Annotated in this window: 23 protein-coding genes; 10 read left to right on the top strand and 13 right to left on the bottom strand. The window is 68.6% G+C overall.

Annotation, left to right across the window (positions count from 1 at the left end; translation table 11 throughout):
• Window positions 1–122: 122 nt before the first annotated feature.
• The 6 genes from ACFFGH_RS17795 to ACFFGH_RS17820 form a co-directional block, all read right to left on the bottom strand.
• Entirely contained in the window at window positions 123–365 is a 243-nt protein-coding gene (locus tag ACFFGH_RS17795; RefSeq protein ID WP_386670709.1) for a KGG domain-containing protein, read from the bottom strand.
• A gap of 161 nt (window positions 366–526) precedes the next feature.
• Entirely contained in the window at window positions 527–757 is a 231-nt protein-coding gene (locus ACFFGH_RS17800; protein WP_386670711.1) for a WGxxGxxG family protein, read from the bottom strand.
• Between the two features lie 216 nt (window positions 758–973).
• Window positions 974–2,572, bottom strand: a complete 1,599-nt coding sequence (locus ACFFGH_RS17805) for a hybrid sensor histidine kinase/response regulator (RefSeq protein ID WP_386670713.1) — start codon at window positions 2,570–2,572, stop codon at window positions 974–976.
• Window positions 2,569–4,059 (bottom strand): ATPase domain-containing protein, encoded by a 1,491-nt coding sequence (locus ACFFGH_RS17810; protein WP_386670715.1) that lies wholly within the window; start codon window positions 4,057–4,059, stop codon window positions 2,569–2,571. The genes ACFFGH_RS17805 and ACFFGH_RS17810 overlap by 4 nt, the downstream gene beginning before the upstream one ends.
• A 124-nt stretch (window positions 4,060–4,183) precedes the next feature.
• The gene (locus tag ACFFGH_RS17815; RefSeq protein ID WP_386670717.1) at window positions 4,184–4,897 is read right to left on the bottom strand and encodes a glycosyltransferase; all 714 of its coding nucleotides are present in this window, start codon (window positions 4,895–4,897) and stop codon (window positions 4,184–4,186) included.
• A 33-nt stretch (window positions 4,898–4,930) separates the two neighbouring features.
• Window positions 4,931–6,202 carry a mechanosensitive ion channel family protein gene (locus ACFFGH_RS17820; protein ID WP_386670719.1) on the bottom strand — a complete coding sequence of 424 codons (1,272 nt, stop codon included), beginning with the start codon at window positions 6,200–6,202 and terminating at the stop codon, window positions 4,931–4,933.
• 84 nt (window positions 6,203–6,286) lie between these two features.
• Between ACFFGH_RS17820 and ACFFGH_RS17825 the strand changes: the two genes are divergently transcribed.
• The 3 genes from ACFFGH_RS17825 to ACFFGH_RS17835 all read left to right on the top strand — a co-directional run bounded on the left by ACFFGH_RS17825 (window position 6,287) and on the right by ACFFGH_RS17835 (window position 8,379).
• Entirely contained in the window at window positions 6,287–7,213 is a 927-nt protein-coding gene (locus tag ACFFGH_RS17825) for an ABC transporter ATP-binding protein (protein ID WP_386670721.1), read from the top strand.
• A 33-nt stretch (window positions 7,214–7,246) separates the two neighbouring features.
• Window positions 7,247–8,008 (top strand): ABC transporter permease, encoded by a 762-nt coding sequence (locus ACFFGH_RS17830; protein WP_386670723.1) that lies wholly within the window; start codon window positions 7,247–7,249, stop codon window positions 8,006–8,008.
• 107 nt (window positions 8,009–8,115) lie between these two features.
• The gene (locus ACFFGH_RS17835; protein WP_386670725.1) at window positions 8,116–8,379 is read left to right on the top strand and encodes a hypothetical protein; all 264 of its coding nucleotides are present in this window, start codon (window positions 8,116–8,118) and stop codon (window positions 8,377–8,379) included.
• A 48-nt stretch (window positions 8,380–8,427) separates the two neighbouring features.
• Here the strand turns inward: ACFFGH_RS17835 and ACFFGH_RS17840 are convergent, their stop codons facing one another.
• From ACFFGH_RS17840 to ACFFGH_RS17855, 4 genes are all read right to left on the bottom strand, one after another.
• Complete coding sequence (locus ACFFGH_RS17840; protein WP_386670727.1) at window positions 8,428–8,640, bottom strand: hypothetical protein; 213 nt, start codon at window positions 8,638–8,640, stop codon at window positions 8,428–8,430.
• Window positions 8,641–8,746: 106 nt separating this feature from the next.
• Window positions 8,747–9,028 carry a DUF3297 family protein gene (locus ACFFGH_RS17845; protein ID WP_386670729.1) on the bottom strand — a complete coding sequence of 94 codons (282 nt, stop codon included), beginning with the start codon at window positions 9,026–9,028 and terminating at the stop codon, window positions 8,747–8,749.
• A 79-nt stretch (window positions 9,029–9,107) separates the two neighbouring features.
• The gene (locus ACFFGH_RS17850; protein WP_386670731.1) at window positions 9,108–9,389 is read right to left on the bottom strand and encodes a DUF4031 domain-containing protein; all 282 of its coding nucleotides are present in this window, start codon (window positions 9,387–9,389) and stop codon (window positions 9,108–9,110) included.
• 94 nt (window positions 9,390–9,483) lie between these two features.
• Window positions 9,484–10,818, bottom strand: a complete 1,335-nt coding sequence (locus ACFFGH_RS17855) for a PilT/PilU family type 4a pilus ATPase (RefSeq protein WP_446686157.1) — start codon at window positions 10,816–10,818, stop codon at window positions 9,484–9,486.
• A 216-nt stretch (window positions 10,819–11,034) separates the two neighbouring features.
• On the opposite strand from ACFFGH_RS17855, the gene ACFFGH_RS17860 reads away from it, so the two are divergent.
• The gene (locus ACFFGH_RS17860) at window positions 11,035–11,244 is read left to right on the top strand and encodes a cold-shock protein (RefSeq protein WP_386670733.1); all 210 of its coding nucleotides are present in this window, start codon (window positions 11,035–11,037) and stop codon (window positions 11,242–11,244) included.
• Window positions 11,245–11,432: 188 nt separating this feature from the next.
• Here the strand turns inward: ACFFGH_RS17860 and ACFFGH_RS17865 are convergent, their stop codons facing one another.
• The gene (locus ACFFGH_RS17865) at window positions 11,433–12,062 is read right to left on the bottom strand and encodes a DUF4142 domain-containing protein (RefSeq protein WP_386670735.1); all 630 of its coding nucleotides are present in this window, start codon (window positions 12,060–12,062) and stop codon (window positions 11,433–11,435) included.
• Window positions 12,063–12,325: 263 nt separating this feature from the next.
• On the opposite strand from ACFFGH_RS17865, the gene ACFFGH_RS17870 reads away from it, so the two are divergent.
• Complete coding sequence (locus tag ACFFGH_RS17870; RefSeq protein ID WP_386670737.1) at window positions 12,326–13,231, top strand: SDR family oxidoreductase; 906 nt, start codon at window positions 12,326–12,328, stop codon at window positions 13,229–13,231.
• Between the two features lie 9 nt (window positions 13,232–13,240).
• Here the strand turns inward: ACFFGH_RS17870 and ACFFGH_RS17875 are convergent, their stop codons facing one another.
• Window positions 13,241–13,564, bottom strand: coding sequence for a DUF3247 family protein (locus tag ACFFGH_RS17875; protein ID WP_386670739.1), 324 nt, complete (start codon window positions 13,562–13,564; stop codon window positions 13,241–13,243).
• A 129-nt stretch (window positions 13,565–13,693) separates the two neighbouring features.
• Between ACFFGH_RS17875 and ACFFGH_RS17880 the strand changes: the two genes are divergently transcribed.
• Both ACFFGH_RS17880 and ACFFGH_RS17885 read left to right on the top strand, forming a co-directional pair.
• On the top strand, window positions 13,694–15,856 hold the full coding sequence (locus ACFFGH_RS17880; protein ID WP_386670741.1) for a TonB-dependent receptor family protein: 2,163 nt from the start codon (window positions 13,694–13,696) through the stop codon (window positions 15,854–15,856).
• 211 nt (window positions 15,857–16,067) lie between these two features.
• Window positions 16,068–17,480, top strand: a complete 1,413-nt coding sequence (locus ACFFGH_RS17885) for a PQQ-dependent sugar dehydrogenase (protein WP_386670742.1) — start codon at window positions 16,068–16,070, stop codon at window positions 17,478–17,480.
• A 26-nt stretch (window positions 17,481–17,506) separates the two neighbouring features.
• Here ACFFGH_RS17885 and ACFFGH_RS17890 read toward each other — a convergent pair whose 3' ends face one another.
• Complete coding sequence (locus ACFFGH_RS17890) at window positions 17,507–17,791, bottom strand: hypothetical protein (protein ID WP_386670744.1); 285 nt, start codon at window positions 17,789–17,791, stop codon at window positions 17,507–17,509.
• Between the two features lie 156 nt (window positions 17,792–17,947).
• On the opposite strand from ACFFGH_RS17890, the gene ACFFGH_RS17895 reads away from it, so the two are divergent.
• Genes ACFFGH_RS17895 through ACFFGH_RS17905 form a run of 3 tightly spaced genes read left to right on the top strand, consistent with a single transcriptional unit; the run spans window position 17,948 to window position 20,369 of the window.
• Entirely contained in the window at window positions 17,948–18,979 is a 1,032-nt protein-coding gene (locus ACFFGH_RS17895) for a class I SAM-dependent methyltransferase (protein WP_386670746.1), read from the top strand.
• Entirely contained in the window at window positions 18,976–19,683 is a 708-nt protein-coding gene (locus ACFFGH_RS17900) for a pseudouridine synthase (RefSeq protein ID WP_386670748.1), read from the top strand. Before ACFFGH_RS17895 ends, ACFFGH_RS17900 begins: the two co-directional genes overlap by 4 nt.
• Window positions 19,680–20,369: an HAD family hydrolase gene (locus ACFFGH_RS17905; RefSeq protein WP_386670750.1), complete on the top strand. Its 690-nt coding sequence runs from the start codon at window positions 19,680–19,682 to the stop codon at window positions 20,367–20,369. The genes ACFFGH_RS17900 and ACFFGH_RS17905 overlap by 4 nt, the downstream gene beginning before the upstream one ends.
• The last annotated feature ends 182 nt before the right edge of the window (window positions 20,370–20,551 follow it).

Consider the following 20,551-nt stretch of genomic DNA (forward strand, 5'->3'; position numbering starts at 1 on the left):
GAACCGTCGTGTCCGATCGCGGATGGAATACCTGACTTCGCATCACCGACATCCCGAAAAAGTCATCCCCAAAAAACACGGGCGCTCAAAGCGCCCGTGTGTATTGCCTGAAGCCCGGGGGCTTAGCGGTTGCTGCCGCCGCGGTTGTTACCGCCGTTGTTGCCACCACTGTTGCTGGCCTGGCCACCCTTGCGGCCGGCCTCGCGGGCTTCTTCAGACGTGAACTCATGGGCGTTGCCGCTTTCGTGTGCGGCCTTGCCACCCTTCGATGCGATCTCGCGCTGCTTCTCCGGATCCATCGACGCAAAGCCACGGTTGCTGTTGTTGTTATTGTTGTTATTGCCGCCCTGGTTCTGGTTAGCCATGGTGATGCTCCTTCGCTTGGGGAAGTGAATCAGGCTCATGGGGAGCCCGGGGACGACCTTGCGCCGATCGATGTTAGCGATGAGGCGGAGAGTCGTTCGTTGAGCTTTAACAGCGTTCAGTCGTTCAGTTGCGACCTCTACGGGCCGTTAACGGCTGTGTATCAGCGGCGCGCGGTCGTGTCGTGATGCACGGTGTCATGGCGCTTGCGCGGGATCAGGCCCAGCAGGCCGAGCAGGCCGAGCAGGCCCCAGTCGAAGCCGTCGTCGTCATCGGCTTCCACCGCCGTGGCCGTGGTGGCAGCACCCGGCTGCGCCATCACCGGCGCAATCGCCGACGTGGTGAGAACGGTTGCGAGCAGGGCGGCGCCGAGCAGTTTTTTCGATGTATTCATGAGGACCTCTGCGTTGAAAGGAGGGGCGATCGTTGATCGCGGGGCCACCCTGACGTTTACCGCAGCTGTCGGACGTGAAACGCGACGGGAAAGCGACGCTCGTGTTACTCGCACGCTCAGTTTTGCGAGGACGTCAGGCGACGCCCGCGATCGCGTTCAATGCGCAAGCTTGCGCCGCGTGCAAAGGCACGCCACGGCTGTCCGAACGTCTGCGTGTCAGACCGCTGCGGTAGCCGGTTGCAGCGTCGTCAGCAGGTTCTGCAGCGCACCGATATCGACCGGTTTGCTGAAGTGGTGGTCGAAGCCGGCGTCGCGGCTGCGCCGCTGGTCCTGCACCTGGCTCCAGCCGGTCAGTGCGACCAGCGTGATGCGTGCGTTCGCCGGGTCGGCGCGTAGCCGGCGCGCGACTTCATAGCCATCGATACCCGGCATGCCGATGTCGAGCAGCACCGCGTCCGGCCGGAACGTCTGCACCGCGTCCAGCGCGGCCAGCCCGTCGAACACGACCTGGTTTTCGATGCCCAGCAGGTCCAGCACCATGCCCATCGACTGCGCCGAGTCCACGTTGTCGTCGACCACCAGGACACGCAGGCGGTCGGGTTCGCCTGCATCGCCTTCGGTGCTGTCGCGACGCGCGGGCACGCTGCCGCCCATCGTCTCCAGCAGCGGCAGCATGACGGCGAACTCCGAGCCACGGCCGCGGCCTTCGCTGGTCACCGATACCGAGCCGCCGTGCATCTCGACGATGCTGCGCACCAGCGTCAGGCCGATGCCGAGGCCGTCCTGCGCGCGGTGGGCCTCGCGACGGCCCTGGGTGAACAGCTCGAACACGTGCGCCAGCATTTCCGGCTCGATGCCGATGCCGTTGTCGCGCACGCAGATACGCACATTGCCGCCGTCGACGCATGCCGACATGGTGATGCGCCCGCCGGGCGGGGTGTATTTCGCGGCGTTGTTGAGCAGGTTGCCGAACACCTGGATCAGCCGCACCGGATCGGCATCGACCGGCAGCGGCAAACCGGGCAGGTCGATCTCGAGTCTGTGCTCGCCGGCATCGAGCAGCGGCCGGCTTTGCTCGACGGCGTTGTCGATAATCGTGGCCAGGTCGGTCGGCTCGCGCCGTAGCGCGATCGTGCCGCGCGAAATGCGCGAGACGTCGATCAGGTCATCGACCAGCCGCACCATGTGGTCGACCTGGCGCTTCATCATGCCGAACAGGCTGATGCGCTCCGGCGGCGGCACGGCGGTCTCGGAGCCGAACAGGTACAGCGCGTTGCGGATCGGTGCGAGCGGGTTGCGCAGTTCGTGGCCGAGCATCGCCAGGAACTCGTCCTTGCGCCGCGCGGTTTCGGCCAGCGCGTCGCGCGCTTCGGCCAGTTCCTGCAGGTGGCGGAAGATCTGGTACTGCCGCTCGCGCGCTCGCAGCGCCGTGCGCACGTTGCTGGTCAGTGCGGCCAGCCGCAGCGGCCGTTCCAGCAGCATCACGTTGCCCAGCTGGTCCATCGACCGCGTCAGGTGCGGCGAGGCGCCGCCGTCGCGCGTGAGGATCAGCACCGGCAGGTCCGACCAGCGCGGTTGCTGCTCGACCGCATCGGCGATCACGCCGTGCGCGCCATAGGCCAGCAGCTCTTCACAGACGAACACCGCGCCGGCGCCACGCTTGAGCTCGCGGGCGAGTTCGCCCGGGCTTGCGCAAGGAGTCGACACGATGCCGTCGCGCGCAAGCACCTCCGACGTCAGGCTCGCGTCACGCTGCGTCGGCAGCATCAGCAGAACCCGGTTCGGCGCAACGCCGTCGGTAAAGAACGGCTTCACTCGGGCAGGCGGCCTCCGCGCATATCGCGCGGATCATGGGGCACGCCGGTCAGCACGCCGCGCAGCTCCGACAGTGGCTCGCCGATCTCGATGCCGGTGGCGGTCAGGCGCAGCGGGCGGATCGTGCGCTCGTGCGCGCCGGTGCGCTTCTTCAGCACGGAGATCGCCTGCCTGACCTCGCCGCGGGTCTCGAAGTAACGCAGCATCACGACCGAGTCGGCGAGGTAGCTGATGTCGACCGGGTTGCTCATCTGGCCGATCAGTCCCTGCTGCGCGCTGACCAGGATCGTCACCACGCCGCAGTGGGCGAGGTAACTCAGCAGCTCATGCAGCTGCACGGTCATGAAGTTCTCTTCCGGCATCGCCTGCAGGTAGCCGTTGAGGCTGTCGATCACGACCACGCGCGCGCCGCCCTGTTCGACCGCATCGCGGACCAGGTGCGCGAACTGGCCCGGCGCGAGCTCGGCGGGGTCGACCGACTGCACGCTGATCACGCCTGCTTCGAGGTGGCGCTCGACGTCCAGCCCAATGCCGGCCGAGCGCTTGAGCATCGAACGCACGCTTTCGTCGAACGTGAACATCGCCGCGCGCTCGCCGCGCTCGGCCGCAGCGACCATGCACATCGTTGCGATCGACGACTTGCCGGTGCCGGCCGCGCCGATCATCAGCGTGCTGGTGCCGCGGTCGAGCCCGCCACCGAGCAGCGCATCCAACGCCGCCGAGCCGGTGCTGACCGTCTGCTGCTCGGTCTCGGCGCGGTGTTCGGCCGCGACGAGGCGCGGAAACACGCGCAGCCCGCCGGTTTCGATCGCGTAATCGTGAAAACCCGAGCTGAAGCGGCGCCCGCGGAACTTGCTGACACGCAGCCGGCGTCGGTCACCGCCGTACTGGACGTTGATCTGCTCGAGCAGGACCGTGCCGTGCACGATCGTATGCACGTGCAGGCCATGGTCGGCCGACGCGCAGTCGTCGAGCAGCAACACGGTGCACTGCTGGCCGACGAAATACTGCTTGAGCGCCAGCACCTGCCGGCGGTACCGCAGCGGCGAGCCCGCGAGCAGTCGCAGCTCGGCCAGCGAATCGAACACCATGCGCTGCGGGCGGCGGTCGAGCACCTGGTCGAGGATGCGCTTGGTGGTGTCGCCCAGCTCCACCTCGGAGGGGTGGAACATCGTGTAGTGCGAGTCCGGGTCCAGGCTGTCGTGCGGCGGCGCTAGCTCGTGGATGAACATGCCCTCGAGTGACCAGCCATGCGAGCGGGCAACTTCTTCGAGCTCGTGCCGGGTTTCCGAAAGCGTCACGTAGAGCACGCGCTCGCCGCGGGCGATGCCTTCGAGCAGGAACTGCAGCGCGAGCGTGGTTTTGCCCGAGCCCGGAGCGCCTTCGATCAGGTACATGCGGTCGGGGGTAAACCCGCCGCCGAGCACGGTGTCGAGGCCGCTGATGCCAGAGCGGAGCGGGGCAGGCTGGAACGTGGGTCCGGTCATTCGATCAATCCGCGGGAACTAGGAGCCGCGCGGTGTCAACCGGGTGGGCCAGTGTGAATGCTGCCACAGTCCCGCATTCTCGATGTGCAGGCGCCGGCGTTGCCGCCACGCGGCGTTAACCGGTTCAGTCGTGGTCGGGCTCGTGCCGCCGCTCGCCGTACCAGAGGTCCAGCCCCTGGCGCGACCGCAGCAGGCCGCGGCGCCGCCGTGCGAAATGCGCGAGCAGGCGCAGGTGGTCGAGCAACGAATGCGTGCGCAGCTTGCGGGCCGAGCTGGACACCGGCGCGCGCAGCACCACGAAACGGCCGTGGCGCGCCAATGCGCGGCTGAACGCGACGTCCTCGCCCGCGTAGTAGCGCTCGTCGAAGCCGCCGCTGGCCGCATAGGCGGCGGCCGTGCAGAACACGAAGCAGCCCGGCGCGATGCGCGCGATGCGCAGCAGCCAGGTCACGAATCGCAGCACCACGCGCTGCACCCATCGCAGCCGCCCATGCAGCTGCAGCCGCGCGCCGCCGCCGGCCGCGCCGCCGTCCAGCGCATCGAGCGCGTCGCGCAACGTGCCCACAGGCACCAGCGTGTCGGCATCGACGAACACCAGGGTGTCACCGGCCGCCGCGCGCGCGCCTGCGTTGCGCGTCGCCGCGATGTGCCGGTATTCGACCGGCACCACGCGGGCGCCGGCTGCGGCCGCGATGCGTGCGGTGTCGTCGTCGGAGGCGTCGTCCACCACGATGAGCTCGTAGCGGCGCCCCGCCGCGAGCGCGGCCGTATGCAGCGCCTCGAGCGTGGGCCCGATCAGCCGGGCTTCGTTATGCGCGGGGACGATGAACGAGATCACCGTTTGATGCTCACATGCCAACGCGGTCGGCGGTCACCCCGGCAGCGGCCGGCCGGCGGCCCGGTCGGCCTCGTCCACGTCCTCCGCGCCCGGTGAGCCCATCCGGTGCGCGGTGCTGCCGGACACGCGTTGCGCGGCGTGCACGCGCACCTCATTCGCGTCCGGGCGCGTGCTGCCGCGCACGACGTTCGCGCGCATCCGCGGCAGCGCCTCGGGGTGCTGCGCGTTGAGGTAGTCGATCATGCGTTCACGCACCGCGCAGCGCAGGTCGAACAGATCGCCCGAGTTGCGTGCGCTCACCAGCAGGCGCACCGCGATCGTCGTGCGGTCGCTCTCGGTGACCTGGGCGACGCAGACGCGCCCGTCCCAGCGCGGGTCGGTGCGGCAGATGCGCTCGAGTTCGGCACGCACCTCGGGCATCGGCGTGCGGTAGTCGAGCCACAGCGTCGCGTCGCCGAGCAGCTGCGACGAGGTGCGGGTCCAGTTCTGGAACGGATTTTCGATGAACCACTGCAGCGGCACGACCATGCGCCGCTCGTCCCAGATGCGCACGACGACGAACGCGCTGGTGATTTCCTCGACGCGGCCCCACTGGCCTTCGACGATCACCACGTCGTCGATCCGGATCGGCTGGGTCAATGCGATCTGCAGCCCGGCGATCAGGTTGCCGAACACCGGCTTGGCAGCGAGGCCCGCGACCACGCCTGCGATGCCGGCTGAAGCGAGCAGCGTCGCGCCGATTTCGCGGATCGCCGGGAACGTCATCAGCGCCAGCGCCAGCCCGACCAGGATCACCGCGACCTGGGTCATGCGGCTCAGCACGCGGGCCTGCGTCTGCACGCGTCGCGCGCGCAGGTTGTTTTCCACGTCGACCGGGTAGCGCTGCACGATCACGCGTTCAACCGCGCCGATCACGCGCACGATCAGCCACACCAGGCACAGCATGCCCAGCAGCGCGAACGCGTGCTGGATCGCGCGGCGCCAGTCCAGCCACAGCGGCGTCGATGCGACCGCGATGCTGAGAAACAGCAGCGGCAGCGCAACCGCGGCCGGCACCGCGATCGCCTCGACGATCTGCGTGCGCATGCCATCGGCCGCGCGTGCATGCGCACGCCGCGCCACCGCAAGCAGCACGGCCCGCACCACGTAACCGAGCAACAGCGCGACCAGTACCGGCCACGCAATCGCGATGAGTTCCTGCCATCTGTTCAACCGCACACACCCGTTTCGCGAAGATGGCGACGCATGGTGGGCACCCGGTCGTAAACAGGCTGTCGTAAGGGGCCTGTTGAAACGGTCTGTCATAAACGTCCTGTCGACCGGATGCGCATGGCGACGCGGGTGGCGCGGCGGCTAGCATGGGCGCCGCCCCGTTTCCGCAGGCCGCCTGTGCAACCGATCCTGTCGATCCGCAACCTCAGCAAGACCTATGCATCGGGCCACGTCGCGCTTGCGGGCATCGACCTCGAGATCCGTCGCGGCGAGATCTTCGCGCTGCTCGGGCCGAACGGTGCCGGCAAGACCACGCTGATCAGCATCGTCTGCGGTATCGTCAATGCGAGCGGCGGCACCGTGACGGCCGATGGCCACGACATCGTGCGCGACTACCGCGCCGCGCGGTCAAAGATCGGCTTGGTGCCGCAGGAGCTGTCGACCGACGCGTTCGAGACTGTCTGGGCGACCGTGCGCTTCAGCCGCGGCCTGTATGGCAAGCCACCGGACCCCGCGCACCTGGAGCGCGTGCTGCGCGAGCTGTCGCTGTGGGACAAGCGCGACGCGAAGATCATGACGCTCTCGGGCGGCATGAAGCGGCGCGTGCTGATCGCCAAGGCGCTCGCGCACGAGCCGAGCATCCTGTTTCTCGACGAGCCCTCCGCCGGCGTCGACGTCGAACTGCGCCGCGACATGTGGAAGATGGTCCGTCGCCTGCGAGAGAGCGGGGTCACGATCATCCTGACCACGCATTACATCGAGGAGGCCGAGGAGATGGCCGACCGGATCGGCGTGATCACGCGCGGCGAACTCGTGGTGGTCGAGGACAAGGACGTGCTGATGCGCAAGCTCGGCAAGAAGCAGCTCGTGCTGACGCTGCAGGAGCCGCTCGACCACGTGCCGGATGCGCTGGCGGGTTACCCGCTCGAGCTGGGCCCGAACGGGCACACGCTGGTCTACACGTTCGATGCGCAGGCCGAGCACACCGGCATCGCCGGGCTGCTGCGCCGGCTGGCCGAGCACGGCATCGATTTCAAGGACCTGCACTCGCGCGAGAGTTCGCTCGAGGAAATCTTCGTGGAGCTCGTCAATGCACGCCGCTGACCGCCTGCCTGCGCCCCGCACCGGAGCCCACCGATGAACCTGCACGCGGTACGCGCGATCTACCGCTTCGAAATGGCGCGCACATTCCGCACGCTGGCCGAGAGCATCCTGGCGCCGGTGCTGACCACGTCGCTGTATTTCGTCGTGTTCGGCGCGGCGATCGGCGGGCGCATGGGCGAGATCGAGGGCGTGAGCTACGGCGCGTTCATCATCCCGGGCCTGGTGATGCTGTCGCTTCTGGCCGAAAGCGTGTCGAACGCGAGTTTCGGCATCTACCTGCCGAAGTGGTCGGGCACGATCTACGAGCTGCTGTCGGCGCCGGTGTCCACGTTCGAGATCGTGCTCGGCTACGTCGGCGCGGCGGCGACGAAGTCGGTGATGCTCGGCGTGCTGATCCTGATCACCGCGCGGTTCTTCGTGCCGTACGAGATCCAGCATCCGGTCTGGATGGTCGGCTTCCTGCTGCTGACCGCGATCAGCTTCAGCCTGTTCGGTTTCATCATCGGCGTGTGGGCCGACAGCTTCCAGAAGCTGCAGGTCGTGCCGCTGATGGTGGTCACGCCGCTGACCTTCCTCGGCGGCAGCTTCTATTCGATCCACATGCTGCCGCCGTTGTGGCAGAAGATCGCCCTGTTCAACCCGGTGGTCTATCTGGTCAGCGGGTTTCGCTGGTCGTTCTACGGCATCTCCGATGTCGATCCGATGCTCAGCGTGCTCGCGATCCTGGGCTTCCTCGCGCTGTGTATGGGCGGGATCTTCTGGATCTTCCGCACCGGCTACAAGCTCAAGGCCTGAGCAGCGGGTTGTTAACGCCGCCAACGCGATCGCTTGCCATGCCGCTTACGCCCGCGGTGGGACGGTCTAGGTCTGCACATGCGATGCAGCCCATCAGGAGACCGAACATGAGCACCCGATCCAGCCCGAACGGCGATACCCGCAGCGGCGTCGGCCGGCAGAGCAACGACCCGCGGCCCGGCGGCACCACGGCCGGCGCGCTGTCGCCGGACAGCAACCTCGACAGCAAGCAGGCGATTGCCGGCACCGACACCGACGATCTCAGTGCGGGCAGCGAAGAAGAAATGCTGGCGCGCCAGGCGCGCAGCACGCCATCGATGAACGATGTGCGCAGTGACGTGACCAACCAGGCGACCGGCGAGCCGCGTTAAGCCCTGCCGGTGGCGCCGGAGGGCGATCGCCCCCGGCGCCTGCCTGTTTCAGTCTTCCTTGTGGCTGAGCTCGCCGGGTGCGCCCGGCGTCATGTTCGTCTGGGTGCCACCGTGGAACGACGGCCAGTCGGTTTCCCGCTTGCGCGTGTTGCGGTCTTCCGAGCTGTGGCCGTATTCGCGCGGCGAATGGCCGTCCTGCATCTCGGGCGGCAACGGATCGGCGTGCGGCGTGGACTTGCTGGGCATGGTCGGATCAGGCATCGGAGCGCTCCATCTATCGGAGGCCCCACCTTGCTCGCCACGCGATTAACGACGCGTGGAATCACGCGGGCCGCGGGCACGTACGGCGCCGCGGCCGGGTCGGCGTTCAGCCCGCGTCGGGCTGCGTCTGGTCGTAGAAATACGCTTCGACCGGGCCGCTGAGCTTGAGCGTCATCGGGTTGCCGCGGCGATCGCGCGCACGGCCGGCCTGCACGCGGATCCAACCTTCGCTGACGCAGTACTCCTCGACGTCGGTGCGGTCCTGGCCCTTGAAACGCACGCCAACGCCGCGCTCGATCAGCGCCGCATCGTGGAACGGGCTGCGCGGGTCGGTCGACAGGCGGTCGGGCGGGGTGGTGGCGGTGGAAGCGGCGGGCGTGTCGGTCATGGCGGTGCGGATCGTGTATCGGTCCGGCTATCCGGACGGCCGCACAGGATAAGCAATCGCGGTGGACGCGGCATCGTCGCTAGCGTTGGCGCGTGGCTTGGGCCCGGGCCTGCGCGATCACGGCCCGCATCAGCGCGCGGTCGCGGTGGCGCGAAATCGCCAGCGCGCCGAGTTCGACCGCCTGCACGCGCATCGCGGCATTGATGTCGTAGTGCGCGCCGCTGGGCCGGTCCTGGAATGCGTGCCGGGGCAGGCCCAGCCGCGCGGCGAACGCGTGCAGCTCATCGAGCGTATCGGCCATCAGGTGGGCCCAGCGCTGGCCGCGCCATAGCGTCACCGCATCATCGACATAGACGGTCATCGCGGCAGCATGCCCCAGCCCGGATCAGCGGGGCGCATCCGGATCGCGCTGGCGGTCTGCGCGCTCCCGCCGGGCGGGACTGCCCGAATCGCTACTACCGCTGCCCGGCCGCCTTCTCAGCCTGCAGCCGCGCCAGCTCGTGCGCCTCGAGTTCGCGCCGGCGCTCTTCCTGCTTGCGCAGTTCCTCCTGGCGCATCGCCTCGAGTTCCTCGCCGGTCGGTTCGGCGTCCAGCGTCAGCATCGTCGCAGCGGCCACGGCCGGCTCGCCGCGCGCGCTCTTGAGCTTGATGTTCAACCGCAGCTCGTTCGCGGAGTCGGCGTTGCGGATCGCTTCCTCGTACGAGATCCGCCCTTCGTTGTAGAGCTCGAACAGCGCCCAGTCGAACGTGCGCATGCCGAGCTCGCGCGACTTGTTCATCACGCCCTTGAGCTCGTTGAACTCGCCCTTGAAGATCTTCTCGGCGATCGTCGGCGTGTTGAGCAGGATCTCGATCGCCGCCACGCGGCCCTTGCCATCGACGGTGCGGACCAGCCGCTGCGAGACGACTGCGCGCAGGTTTGCCGACAGGTCCATCAGCAACTGCGTGCGCCGCTCTTCCGGGAAGAAGTTGATGATGCGCTCCATCGTCTGCGAGGCGCTGTTCGCGTGCAGCGTCGACAGGCAGAGGTGCCCGGTCTCGGCGAACGCGATCGCGTGCTCCATCGTCTCCGCGTCGCGGATCTCGCCGACCAGGATCACGTCCGGCGCCTGGCGCAGCGTGTTCTTGAGCGCGTGATGCCAGCTGTGGGTGTCCACGCCGACCTCGCGGTGCGTGACCAGCGACATCTTCGACTGGTGCGCGTACTCGACCGGGTCCTCGATCGTGATGATGTGGCCCGGCGAGGTGCTGTTGCGGTGGTCGATCATCGCCGCGAGCGAGGTCGACTTGCCCGATCCGGTGCCGCCCACCAGCAGCACCAGGCCGCGCTTGTTCATCACCACGTCCTTGAGGACCGGCGGCAGGCGCAGCTGTTCGAAATTCGGGATCTCGGCCGCGATCGTGCGCAGCACCATGCCCACGTGCTGCTGCTGGACGAACACGTTGACGCGGAAGCGCGACACGCCGGGCACGCTGATCGCGAAGTTGCATTCGAACTCGCGGGCGAACTCGGCGCGCTGACTCTCGTTCATCAGCGACTGCGCAAGCTGCGCCGTGACATCGCCGGTGAGCTTCTGCGCGCTCAACGGCGTCATCGCGCCGTGGGCCTTCATGCTCGGCGGAAAGTCGTGCGCGATGAACAGGTCCGAGCCGCCGGCCTTGCTCATTGCGCCCAGCAGCTTGTGCATGTAGCTGCGGGCCTGGTCTTCGGAGAGCGCGGTCATGGCAGCGGTAACGGCCGGGCCCTGCGCGACTTGGCGGCCGGCGTGCGGATCTGCGCCGACGGTCACGGATGAACGGTCGAGCCGGTGCTGTAGCGCTCCCGATTGCATTTCTCCGCCGGGGCGACTACGGTGCACATGCTGTGTTCGCCAGGGTCACCGTGATTCGTGGCCCGATGCGGTAGATCACTGATCCACTCCATCGTTGCACCTCGCTTCCTCCTTGCAACCAGCGCCACCGCCGTGAAAGCGGCACTTCAATTCAAATGTTCCAAGGAGCAAGTTATGTCGAACCGTGAAACCGGTACCGTCAAGTGGTTCAACGATGCCAAGGGCTTCGGCTTCATCAGCCGTGAGAATGGCGAAGACGTGTTCGTGCACTTCCGCGCCATCCAGACGCAGGGCTTCAAGAGCCTGCAGGAAGGCCAGAAGGTCACGTTCACCGTGACGCAGGGCCAGAAGGGCCTGCAGGCTGACGCCGTTCAGCCGGTCTAATCGGGTCCGCGGCGTTCACGCCGCATGCGCCGGGGGTCACCCCGGCGCGACCTGAAAGAAAAGCCCCGCCTCGGCGGGGCTTTTTTTCGTCCGGAGTTTCCGGTGGGTCGACTTTGCCGGCCTGATCCTGCACGGCCCCGGCCCGGTTCCCCGCGGCGCCGGCAGTCAGCCTGCCGGCGCCGCGGGGATCAGCGCTGCGCGAGCAGCTCGCGGCCGCGCTGCAGGTGCTGGGCGATCTGGCTGCGCGAGCTGGCCAGGAAGTCGCGCGCGTCCTCGTCGACCGCCTCCGGCAGCAGCCGATCGAGCATCGCCAGCGACTGCTGGTGGCCGTCGACCATCGCCTGCAGGTACGCACGTTCGAACTCGTCGTCGTCGAGCTCGGCCAGCGCTTCGAGGCGCTCGCTGCGGCGTTCGGCGAAGTCCGTCACCTCGGTCGTGGTGAACGGCTCAAGGCGCAGCGCCTGGGCCGCGGCGAGGTTTTCGGAATGGTGCGACAGCAGGGTCTCGGCGTACTCGGCCACGTCGACATCCAGGCCCAGGCGCTCGAGCGCTTCCTCGGCCGCCTCGATCTCCTGCTCGTCGACCGTGCGCAGCAGGCCCAGCGCCTGACGCGCCGAGTCGACGTCGTCGTCGTCCTCGTCGAGCGAGGCGCCAGCGTTGCGCGTGTTGATCGGGTCGTTGTCGAAATAGTCGTCCGGGTCGGTCTGCCATGCCTCGGGGACCAGCGGGGCGACGAACTGGCGCTGGCGACGGCGCGAGGCGACCACGGCAGTGGCGACGCCGGCGGTGACGAGGGTGAGCAATAGCTTGTGCTTCATGGTGACTCCAGTGCGAGGGGCGTCAGTGCGGATCGGCGCGACGCGTCGGCAGAGTCGTCGCAATCGCCGTGCCAGTGCTCGAGGCGTGCTGCGACGCGGGGTCTGTGGCGTCGCAGCACGAAAACTCTTCGCATGCCCGCAAGCTTTGCTTCACGCCGCCCCGGCACGCGCTCGACGTTGGCTGTGTTTTCACCGCGGGATCATGTGACGGCTGCTTTGTTGCAACGACGGCGGCGGAAAGCCGCGATCCATGCAGGAATGTCGTGCACGTCCCGCACAGACCGATCGACCAACAGGTCATCGTGATCACCGGTGCTACCAGTGGCATCGGGCTGTGCACGGCGCTGCTGGCGGCCGAGCGGGGTGCGAAGGTCGTGCTCGCCGCGCGCAGCGCAGGAACGCTGGACGCCGTGGCCGAGCAGATCCGTTTCGACGGCGGTGAGGCGGTCGTCGTCGCCGCTGACGTCGGCGTGCGGGCCGACGTGGCGCGCATCGCGGAGACCGCGGTCGAGCGCTTCGGCGGTGTCGACACCTGGGTCAACAACGCCGGCGTGTCGGTCTACGGCCGGCTCGACGAAGTCAGCGAGGAGGACAGCCGGCGGCTGTTCGATACGAATTTCTGGGGCGTGGTGAACGGCTCGCTGGAGGCGCTTGCGCTGCTGAGGCGACGCGGCGGGGCGCTGATCAACATCGGCAGCGAGGTGTGCGAGTCGGTGCTGCCGTTGCAGGGCATGTACAGCACGTCCAAGCATGCGGTGAAGGGCTTCACCGATGCGCTGCGCGTCGAGGTCGAACAGATCGACCGCGCACCGGTGTCGATCACGCTGATCCAGCCCGCGGCGGTGAATACGCCGTATCCGCAGCACGCCCGCAATTACATGGACCGCGAGCCGAAGCTCCCATCACGGATGCTCGACCCGCACCGCGTGGCCGAGGCCATCCTCAAGGCTGCGGTCGATGGCGGGCGCGACGTCAAGGTCGGCGCCATGGCCTACATGAACACCACGATGGCGCGGTTGTTGCCGCGCGTCAGCGACCTGATGTCGGCGCGGCGCGTCGATCAGCAGCAGGCGGACGTGGAGCCGCAGTTCCCGCAGGGTGCGCTGCACCGCCCGCACGACACCGGGCGCATCTACGGATCAGTGCCGTTTACGCCGCCCGATGCCTAGCGCCGGCGTTTAGCGAGGTCGATGACCCAGCGTGCTCTGCGGGTCCAGCCGGTCAATCCGCACGATGCGGTCCAGCCAGATGTCCCGCGGTGCAGGCGTGGCCCGCGGGTGGTTGAGTGCGGGCTTTTCGAGGCGCACCGTGCCGTTTGTGCCCTCGTGGCCGTGCAGGTCGAAGAAAATCTGCAGGCTCGGCCGCGCGCCGACGATGCCGACCAGCTGCTCGCCGTCCTCGAGTTCGAGTTCGACGTGCGCGCCGTTCGGCAACGCGGCGATCTTCGCGCGCAGGCGCTCGAGGTCTTCGGCGCTGGTGTAGACGTGGTTCGCATTGCGCATCGATCGGTCTCCGCAGGGACGGCCACCGCAGCCTAGGCGGGGCCGCGGAAAACCCGGGTGAAGCGGCGCGTGTACCAGTGTCGACACCGTCGCCGTTACGCTGGCGGCCTGTCGCTGCCCGGATCACCGATGTCCTGTTTTGAATCCAAACCGCTGTCGACCGCGCAATCGCACCGGTCGGGATTGCTGTTGCTCGCGTTTGCGGCCGCGCCGCTGCCCGCATGGGCCGGTCCGCAGGACGCCGAGCCACGCACGCTCGACCGCCTGCAGGTGACCGCGACGCGCAGTGCGCAGCCGACCGCGGCGGTGCCGGCCGCGATCAGCGTGGTCGACGCGGAGCTGCTCGACAGCGCGACGCTGGGCGTGTCGCTGTCGGAAAAGCTCGCGCTCGTGCCGGGGCTGCTGGCGCGCAACCGTCACAACTACGCGCAGGACGAACAGGTGTCGATCCGCGGCTTCGGCACGCGCTCGGCCTTCGGCATCCGCGGCGTGCGGCTGTACCTCGACGGCATCCCCGCGACGATGCCGGACGGCCAGGGGCAGCTGTCGCATTTCCAGCTTGCGACCGCCGAGCGCATCGAAGTGCTGCGCGGGCCGTTCTCGGCGCTGTATGGCAACGCCTCCGGTGGCGTGCTGCAGCTGTTCACCGCCGACGGGCAAGCGCCCGGCGAGGTCGAGGCGAGCGCGGTGTTCGGCGGCTACGGACAGCGACGGCTCGGGCTGACCGCGAACGACGCGTTCGAGCGTGTCGATTACCGCGTCGGCATCACCCGGTTCGACAGCGACGGCTATCGCGAGCACAGCCGCGCGACGCGCGAGTCGTTCAACGGCAAGGCGAACATCGCCCTCGGCGATTCGGGCCGGCTCACGCTGGTCGCGAACGTGCTGCATGCCCCGGACATCGAAGATCCGCAGGGGCTGACGCGCGCGCAGTTCGACACGGATCCGCGGCAGGCCAGCGCCGGCGCGCTCGCGTTCGATACCCGCAAGAGCGTGCGCCAGCGCCAGCTTGGTGCGGTCTACGAGCACGAGTTCGACCCGGCCTCGCGCCTGCGTGTGCTCGCGTATGGCGGCGAACGTGAGGTCTCGCAGGTGCTGTCGATCCCGGTCGGTACCCAGCGCAGCCCGCTCAGTGGCGGCGGCATCATCGCGTTCGAATCGCCGTACCGCGGCGTCGATGCGCGCTGGACCGTGCAGCGCCAGCTCGCCGGGCAGCCGGTCGAGTGGACGGTCGGCCTTGCGCACGATCGCCAGCAGCAGGACCGCAGCGGCTTCGAGAATTTCGTCGGCGATCAGCTTGGCGTGCGCGGTGCGTTGCGGCTGCGGCAGTACGACACCGTCGAGTCGTTCGACCAGTACGCGCAGATGCTGTGGCGCCCACACGATGCGTGGTCGCTGATGGCCGGCATGCGTCGCAGCGAGGTCAGGTTCCGCTCCGACGACCGCTTCATCACCGAGCGCAATCCCGATGACAGCGGGCGCGTGCGCTACGACGCGGTCTCGCCCGTGCTGGGCGCCAGCGTGCGGCTGCGGCCGGCGCTGCATGCATATGCGGCGTACGGCGAAGGTTTCGAGACGCCGACGTTCAACGAGATCAGCTATCGCGGCGACGGTGGCAGCGGGCTCAACTTCGAACTGCAGCCGGCGCGCACGCGCAGCGCGGAGGCCGGCCTCAAGCTCGATCGCGACGACGGGCTGCGCGCGGAGCTTGCGGTGTTCCGCGCCGATACGCGCCAGGAAATCACGGCCGCGACCAGCGCCGGTGGCCGCACCACGTTCCAGAACGCCGGGCGCGCGCGCCGGCGCGGCGTCGAGCTGTCGGCGATGCTGCCGCTGGCGCCGGGGCTGCGTGCGTGGCTTGCGGCGACGTATCTCGATGCGCGTTTCGTCGATGCGTTCCTCACCTGCAGCGGCGTGCCGTGCAGGTCACCCGATCTTCTGGTGCCGGCCGGCCGCCGCATCCCGGGCGTGCCGCGCACCAGTGCGGCCGTCGCGTTGCACTGGGGCGGTGAGACCGGATGGCAGGCGCGCGTCGATGGCCAGTACCTCGGCGCAGTGCCGGTCGCGCAGACGCGGGACGAGCGCGCGCCGGCGTATGCCGTGTTCGGGGCCAGCGTCGGCTACGGCGTCCGCAGCGAAAGCGGCGACGGACGCGTGTTCGTCGCGGTGCAGAACCTCGCCGACCGGCGCTATGCGGGTTCGATCATCGTCAACGAAAGCAACGGCCGCCATTACGAACCCGCGCCGGACCGGCACTGGCTCGCAGGGTTCGAGTGGCGCTGGCGGGATTGAGGTCGGATGAGCGAAATCGCGTGACGAGGTCGGTCGATTGAAACCGCGCGATCGAAACCAGGTAATCGCTGTCGCGCATTGAACCTGGCACCGATGAGCTGGCGGTGATTGAGCGGGCTGGCCGGCGCGAAACCGCTGACGGACGCGGCAACGCGCCGCATTCACGTCCCGCACGGCAGCCTCCAGAGTCAGTCCCCACGAGGCCGGACCGATGACACGCCTGCGCCTTGCCTCACCGCACCGGGCTGCGCTCGCCGCAGCGACCGCGCTGATCATCACGGCCTGCGCGGGGACGGCCGAACTGACGGTCGATGAGGGCACCGGGCCCGACCCGGTGTTGCCGCCGCCGGAGCGCGCGCTGATCCCGGTCGTCAATCCGCCAAACGCCGTCGGTTGGCCGCAGGGCCGGATGCCGACTGCGGCGCCGGGCCTGAAGGTCAACGCATTCGCGACCGGGCTCGATCATCCGCGCTGGCTGTACGTGCTGCCGAACGGGGACGTGCTGGTTGCCGAAACGAACGCACCGCCGAAGGACACGCCACCTTCGCTGCGCAAGTTCGCGATGAAGCTCGTGATGAAAAAAGCCGGCGCCGCGGTGCCGAGCGCAAACCGCATCACGCTGCTGCGCGATACCGATGGCGATGGCGTGGCCGACGAGCGATCGCCATTCCTGACCGGCCTGAATTCACCGTTCGGCATGGCGCTGGTCGACGGCATGTTCTACGTCGCCAACGCCGATGCGGTGGTGCGCGTGCCGTACCGGCCGGGCGACATGCGCATCACGGTTGCGCCGGAAACGCTCGCGACGCTGCCCGGTGGGCCGATCAACCACCACTGGACGAAAAGTCTGGTGGCCAGTCCGGATGGCCAGCGCCTGTATGTCGGCGTCGGCTCGAACAGCAACGTCGCCGAGCACGGCGTCCAGGTCGAGCAGGGGCGCGCGGCGATCCACGAGATCGACATTGCGACAGGCCGCAGCCGCGTCTTCGCATCGGGCATGCGCAATCCGGTCGGCATGGACTGGGAGCCCGTCACCGGCCAGCTGTGGGCTGCGGTCAACGAGCGCGACGAGATCGGCAGCGACCTCGTGCCCGACTACATCACCTCGGTGCGCGACGGCGGCTTCTACGGCTGGCCGTACAGCTACTTCGGCCAGCACGTCGATGTGCGCGTCGAGCCGCAGCGGCCTGACCTCGTCGCACGCGCGATCAAGCCCGACTACGCGCTGGGCCCGCACACGGCTTCGCTGGGCTTCACGTTCTACGAGGCTGATCTGATGCCGCAGTTCTCCGGTGGCGCACTGATCGGCCAGCACGGCTCATGGAACCGCCGGCCGCCGAGCGGCTACAAGGTCGTGTACGTGCCGTTTGCCGATGGACGCCCTGCCGGCATGCCGCGCGATGTGCTGACCGGCTTTCTCGGGAAGGGGCAGGATGACGCGTTCGGCCGACCGGTCGGCGTGGAAGTTGCGCGCGACGGCGCGATCCTGGTCGCCGATGACGTAGGCAATGTGATCTGGCGGGTGACGCCGGAGGCTGACGCGAAGACCGGCGCACCGATGCGCGGCCCCATTGTGCCGGCTGCGACGCGGTCACCTTCGCCCGGCGGCGCGCCGCGCCGCTGATGCGGCCGGCGCGCCTCGGTCAATGCTCAGTGGAACGTGTTGCCCGGCTGCACCGGTTGCGGTTCGGCGCTGAAGCGTCGCGGATAGTCGCGCTCGTCGCTGATGCGCACGATATCGGCGTCGGCCATCTCGGGCGCGCCGTACACGGCATAGGCGACTTCGCCTTCGCGCATGCCGACATGGTGCAGGCGGTAGCGCGGCCGGCCTGCGCCGCTGTTCTCCGGGTAGTGCATCGGCGGCTGCCTGCCCTGGACTTCAAGATCCAGTTCGGCGTTGTCGACCGTGCCGCCAACAAAAAGGGCTCGCGTCATCGCATGTGCTCCAGCAACCGGGACAGGGCCAGTGTGTGCCTGGCCCTGTTGGCCACGCATGAAGTCCGCGTTGGCTTTGCGCGAACGCAAGCAATGCCGACCGGATGGGCACATCGGCTCGACTAGAATCGCGGCCCCACGATGGTTGTGATTGCGATGGCTTCCGACACCGGGCGCGTGCTCGATACCCTGATGTTGCCGTTCGACGAGGGCCTGCTCGAATGGCCCACGGACGGCGCGTTGTTTCTGCGTGCAAGTCATGGCGTCGCACTGCACCGGCGGCCGGGCCTGGTCTGCGAACAGGGGTTCCGCCCCGATGCCGACACGCTCGAGGCAGCCGGCTTTGCGGTCACCGGCCACGATCCCGCACGCCGCTACGCCATCGTGCTCGTGCTGCCACCGCGTCAGCGCGACGAGGCGCGCGCACTGTTCGCGAACGCGATCGCGCGCACCGCGCCGGGCGGACGCGTCATCGCCTGCGTGGCGAACAATGCAGGCGCGCGTTCGGCCGAGTCCGACCTCGCCGCGGTCGCCGGGCCCGTCTCGCACCTGGGCAAGCACAAGTGCCGCGTGTTCTGGACCGCGCCGCTCGACGGCCCGGCCGATGCGGCACTGGCGCAGGCCTGGGCCGAGCTCGACGCGCCTCGCACGATCGAGGACGGCCGCTTCGTGAGCCGCCCGGGCGTGTTCGCCTGGGCCCGCATCGATGCCGCTTCGCGCCTGCTGGCTGCGCACCTGCCGGTCGGGCTTGCGGGCGATGCCGCCGATCTCGGCGCCGGCTTCGGCTATCTGTCGGCCGAATTGCTCGAGCGCTGCCCCGGCATCGGCACGCTCGACGTGATCGAAGCCGAGGCGCGCGCACTCGAACTGGCCCGGCTCAACCTCGAGCGCTACGCCACACGTGCCGAGCTGCGCTTTCACTGGCTCGACGCCACCCGCGGCCTGCCGGGGCGCTATGACGTGATCGTCAGCAACCCGCCGTTCCATGCGCAGGGCCGTGCCGACCGCCCCGACCTCGGCCGGCGCTTCATCGAAGTCGCTGCCGAGTCGCTGCAGCCGCGCGGGCGGTTGTGGCTGGTTGCGAACCGGCATCTGCCGTACGAATCGGCACTCGCCTCCGGTTTCGCACAGGTGCGCACCGTCGCCCAGGAAGGCGGCTTCAAGGTCATCGAAGGGGTGCGCGCATGAAGCTCGTCAAGCTGATCGCGAACCTCGGCTACGGCAGCCGCAAGGACGTCACCGCGATGTTCCGCGAAGGGCGCATCACCGATGCCGACGGCGAGGTGCTCTACGCCGACGACAAGGTCGAGCATGGCGCGATCCGCATCGATGGCGAGCCGCTCGACGCGCCCGCGGGGCTGGTGCTGATGCTGCACAAGCCGGTCGGATACACCTGCTCGACGAAGGATCCGGGCCGCGTGATCTACGACCTGTTGCCGCCGCGCTTCCGGCTGCGATCGCCGCTGCTGTCACCGGTCGGCCGGCTGGACCGCGACACCAGCGGCCTGCTGCTGATGACCGACGACGGCGCGCTGCTGCATCGCATCGTTTCGCCCAAAGCCAAGCTCGCGAAGGTGTACGACGCGACGCTTGCGCAGGACCTGCGCGGCGACGAGGCCGAGGTATTCGCGAACGGCACGCTGCTGCTCGAATCGGAAACCACGCCGCTGCACCCGGCAAAGCTCGAAGTGCTCGGCCCGCGCCTGGCGCGTCTGACGCTGACCGAAGGCCGCTATCACCAGGTGCGGCGTATGTTCGCGGCGGTCGGCAACCACGTCGAGGCGTTGCACCGGCCCCGCATCGGCGGGCTCGACCTCGGTGAACTGCCGGCAGGGCAATGGCGCGCGCTTGGCCCGCGCGATCTGGACACACTTTTTGGAGGCGGACAATGACGGCAAGGGCGATCGGTTTCGAACCCGCAGCGGTGCTGCTGGACATGGACGGGCTGATGCTCGACAGCGAGCGCGTGCACCAGGAGTGCTGGCGTGAGGCGGCCAAGCAGCTCGACCTGGAGGCCGACGATGACCTGTGGATGTCGCTGGTCGGCATGCACGAGGACGACCAGCACGACCTGCTGTGCGAACAGCTGGGCAAGTCCAAGGCCGAGCCGCTGATCGAGTGCTGCGACGCGCTGTTCGCAGAGCGCATCGAGGCCGGCCTGCCGCACAAGTCCGGTCTGGTGCCGCTGCTCGAACAGCTGGCCGGCGCGGACGTGACGCGCGCGGTGGTGACGTCCTCGAACCATGAGCGCGCATGGCAGAAGCTCGAGACCGCGGGGCTGCAGAAGTATTTCGATACGGTGATCACCGGCAGCGATATCGACTCGCCCAAGCCCGCGCCGGACATCTACCGGCTGGCGGCGGAGCGCCTCGGGGTCGACCCGGAGCGCTGCATCGTTTTGGAAGACTCCGAGCCCGGCGTGCGCGCGGCACTGGCCGCCGGCATGCACCCGATCCAGGTGCCCGACCTCATCGCTCCGGACGACGAACTGCGCGCGCTGGGATACCGGATTGTCGAGTCGCTGGCCGAGGCCAGCGAGCTGATCGGGCCGCGGCTGGGGCAGGCGGACGCACGCTAGCCGGGCAGGGACGGGCTCCATGCGTCCCGGGGGCAGCGTTAGCGGCGCACGCGCTGCCCCTTCCCGGCGGCCGTGCATGCGTGTCCAACAGCCATCGATCGACCTCCGGGTACGCCTCGATGCGTCTCGAACGTGCATCCAGGGCACTTGCTGCATCGGTGCTCCTCGAAGGGGCATGCATC

This window comes from Lysobacter korlensis (assembly GCF_042434515.1).

Excerpts from the sequence above, each read along its gene's own strand:
- ACFFGH_RS17830 (WP_386670723.1), top strand. The coding sequence starts at position 7,247 with ATGAACCTGCACGCGGTACGCGCGATCTACCGCTTCGAAATGGCGCGC.
- ACFFGH_RS17840 (WP_386670727.1), bottom strand. The coding sequence starts at position 8,640 with ATGCCTGATCCGACCATGCCCAGCAAGTCCACGCCGCACGCCGATCCG.
- ACFFGH_RS17905 (WP_386670750.1), top strand. The coding sequence starts at position 19,680 with ATGACGGCAAGGGCGATCGGTTTCGAACCCGCAGCGGTGCTGCTGGAC.
- ACFFGH_RS17810 (WP_386670715.1), bottom strand. The coding sequence starts at position 4,059 with ATGACCGGACCCACGTTCCAGCCTGCCCCGCTCCGCTCTGGCATCAGC.
- ACFFGH_RS17880 (WP_386670741.1), top strand. The coding sequence starts at position 13,694 with ATGTCCTGTTTTGAATCCAAACCGCTGTCGACCGCGCAATCGCACCGG.
- ACFFGH_RS17795 (WP_386670709.1), bottom strand. The coding sequence starts at position 365 with ATGGCTAACCAGAACCAGGGCGGCAATAACAACAATAACAACAACAGC.
- ACFFGH_RS17900 (WP_386670748.1), top strand. The coding sequence starts at position 18,976 with ATGAAGCTCGTCAAGCTGATCGCGAACCTCGGCTACGGCAGCCGCAAG.
- ACFFGH_RS17885 (WP_386670742.1), top strand. The coding sequence starts at position 16,068 with ATGACACGCCTGCGCCTTGCCTCACCGCACCGGGCTGCGCTCGCCGCA.
- ACFFGH_RS17820 (WP_386670719.1), bottom strand. The coding sequence starts at position 6,202 with ATGACAGACCGTTTCAACAGGCCCCTTACGACAGCCTGTTTACGACCG.
- ACFFGH_RS17845 (WP_386670729.1), bottom strand. The coding sequence starts at position 9,028 with ATGACCGACACGCCCGCCGCTTCCACCGCCACCACCCCGCCCGACCGC.
- ACFFGH_RS17850 (WP_386670731.1), bottom strand. The coding sequence starts at position 9,389 with ATGACCGTCTATGTCGATGATGCGGTGACGCTATGGCGCGGCCAGCGC.
- ACFFGH_RS17890 (WP_386670744.1), bottom strand. The coding sequence starts at position 17,791 with ATGACGCGAGCCCTTTTTGTTGGCGGCACGGTCGACAACGCCGAACTG.
- ACFFGH_RS17865 (WP_386670735.1), bottom strand. The coding sequence starts at position 12,062 with ATGAAGCACAAGCTATTGCTCACCCTCGTCACCGCCGGCGTCGCCACT.
- ACFFGH_RS17895 (WP_386670746.1), top strand. The coding sequence starts at position 17,948 with ATGGCTTCCGACACCGGGCGCGTGCTCGATACCCTGATGTTGCCGTTC.
- ACFFGH_RS17800 (WP_386670711.1), bottom strand. The coding sequence starts at position 757 with ATGAATACATCGAAAAAACTGCTCGGCGCCGCCCTGCTCGCAACCGTT.
- ACFFGH_RS17835 (WP_386670725.1), top strand. The coding sequence starts at position 8,116 with ATGAGCACCCGATCCAGCCCGAACGGCGATACCCGCAGCGGCGTCGGC.
- ACFFGH_RS17860 (WP_386670733.1), top strand. The coding sequence starts at position 11,035 with ATGTCGAACCGTGAAACCGGTACCGTCAAGTGGTTCAACGATGCCAAG.
- ACFFGH_RS17875 (WP_386670739.1), bottom strand. The coding sequence starts at position 13,564 with ATGCGCAATGCGAACCACGTCTACACCAGCGCCGAAGACCTCGAGCGC.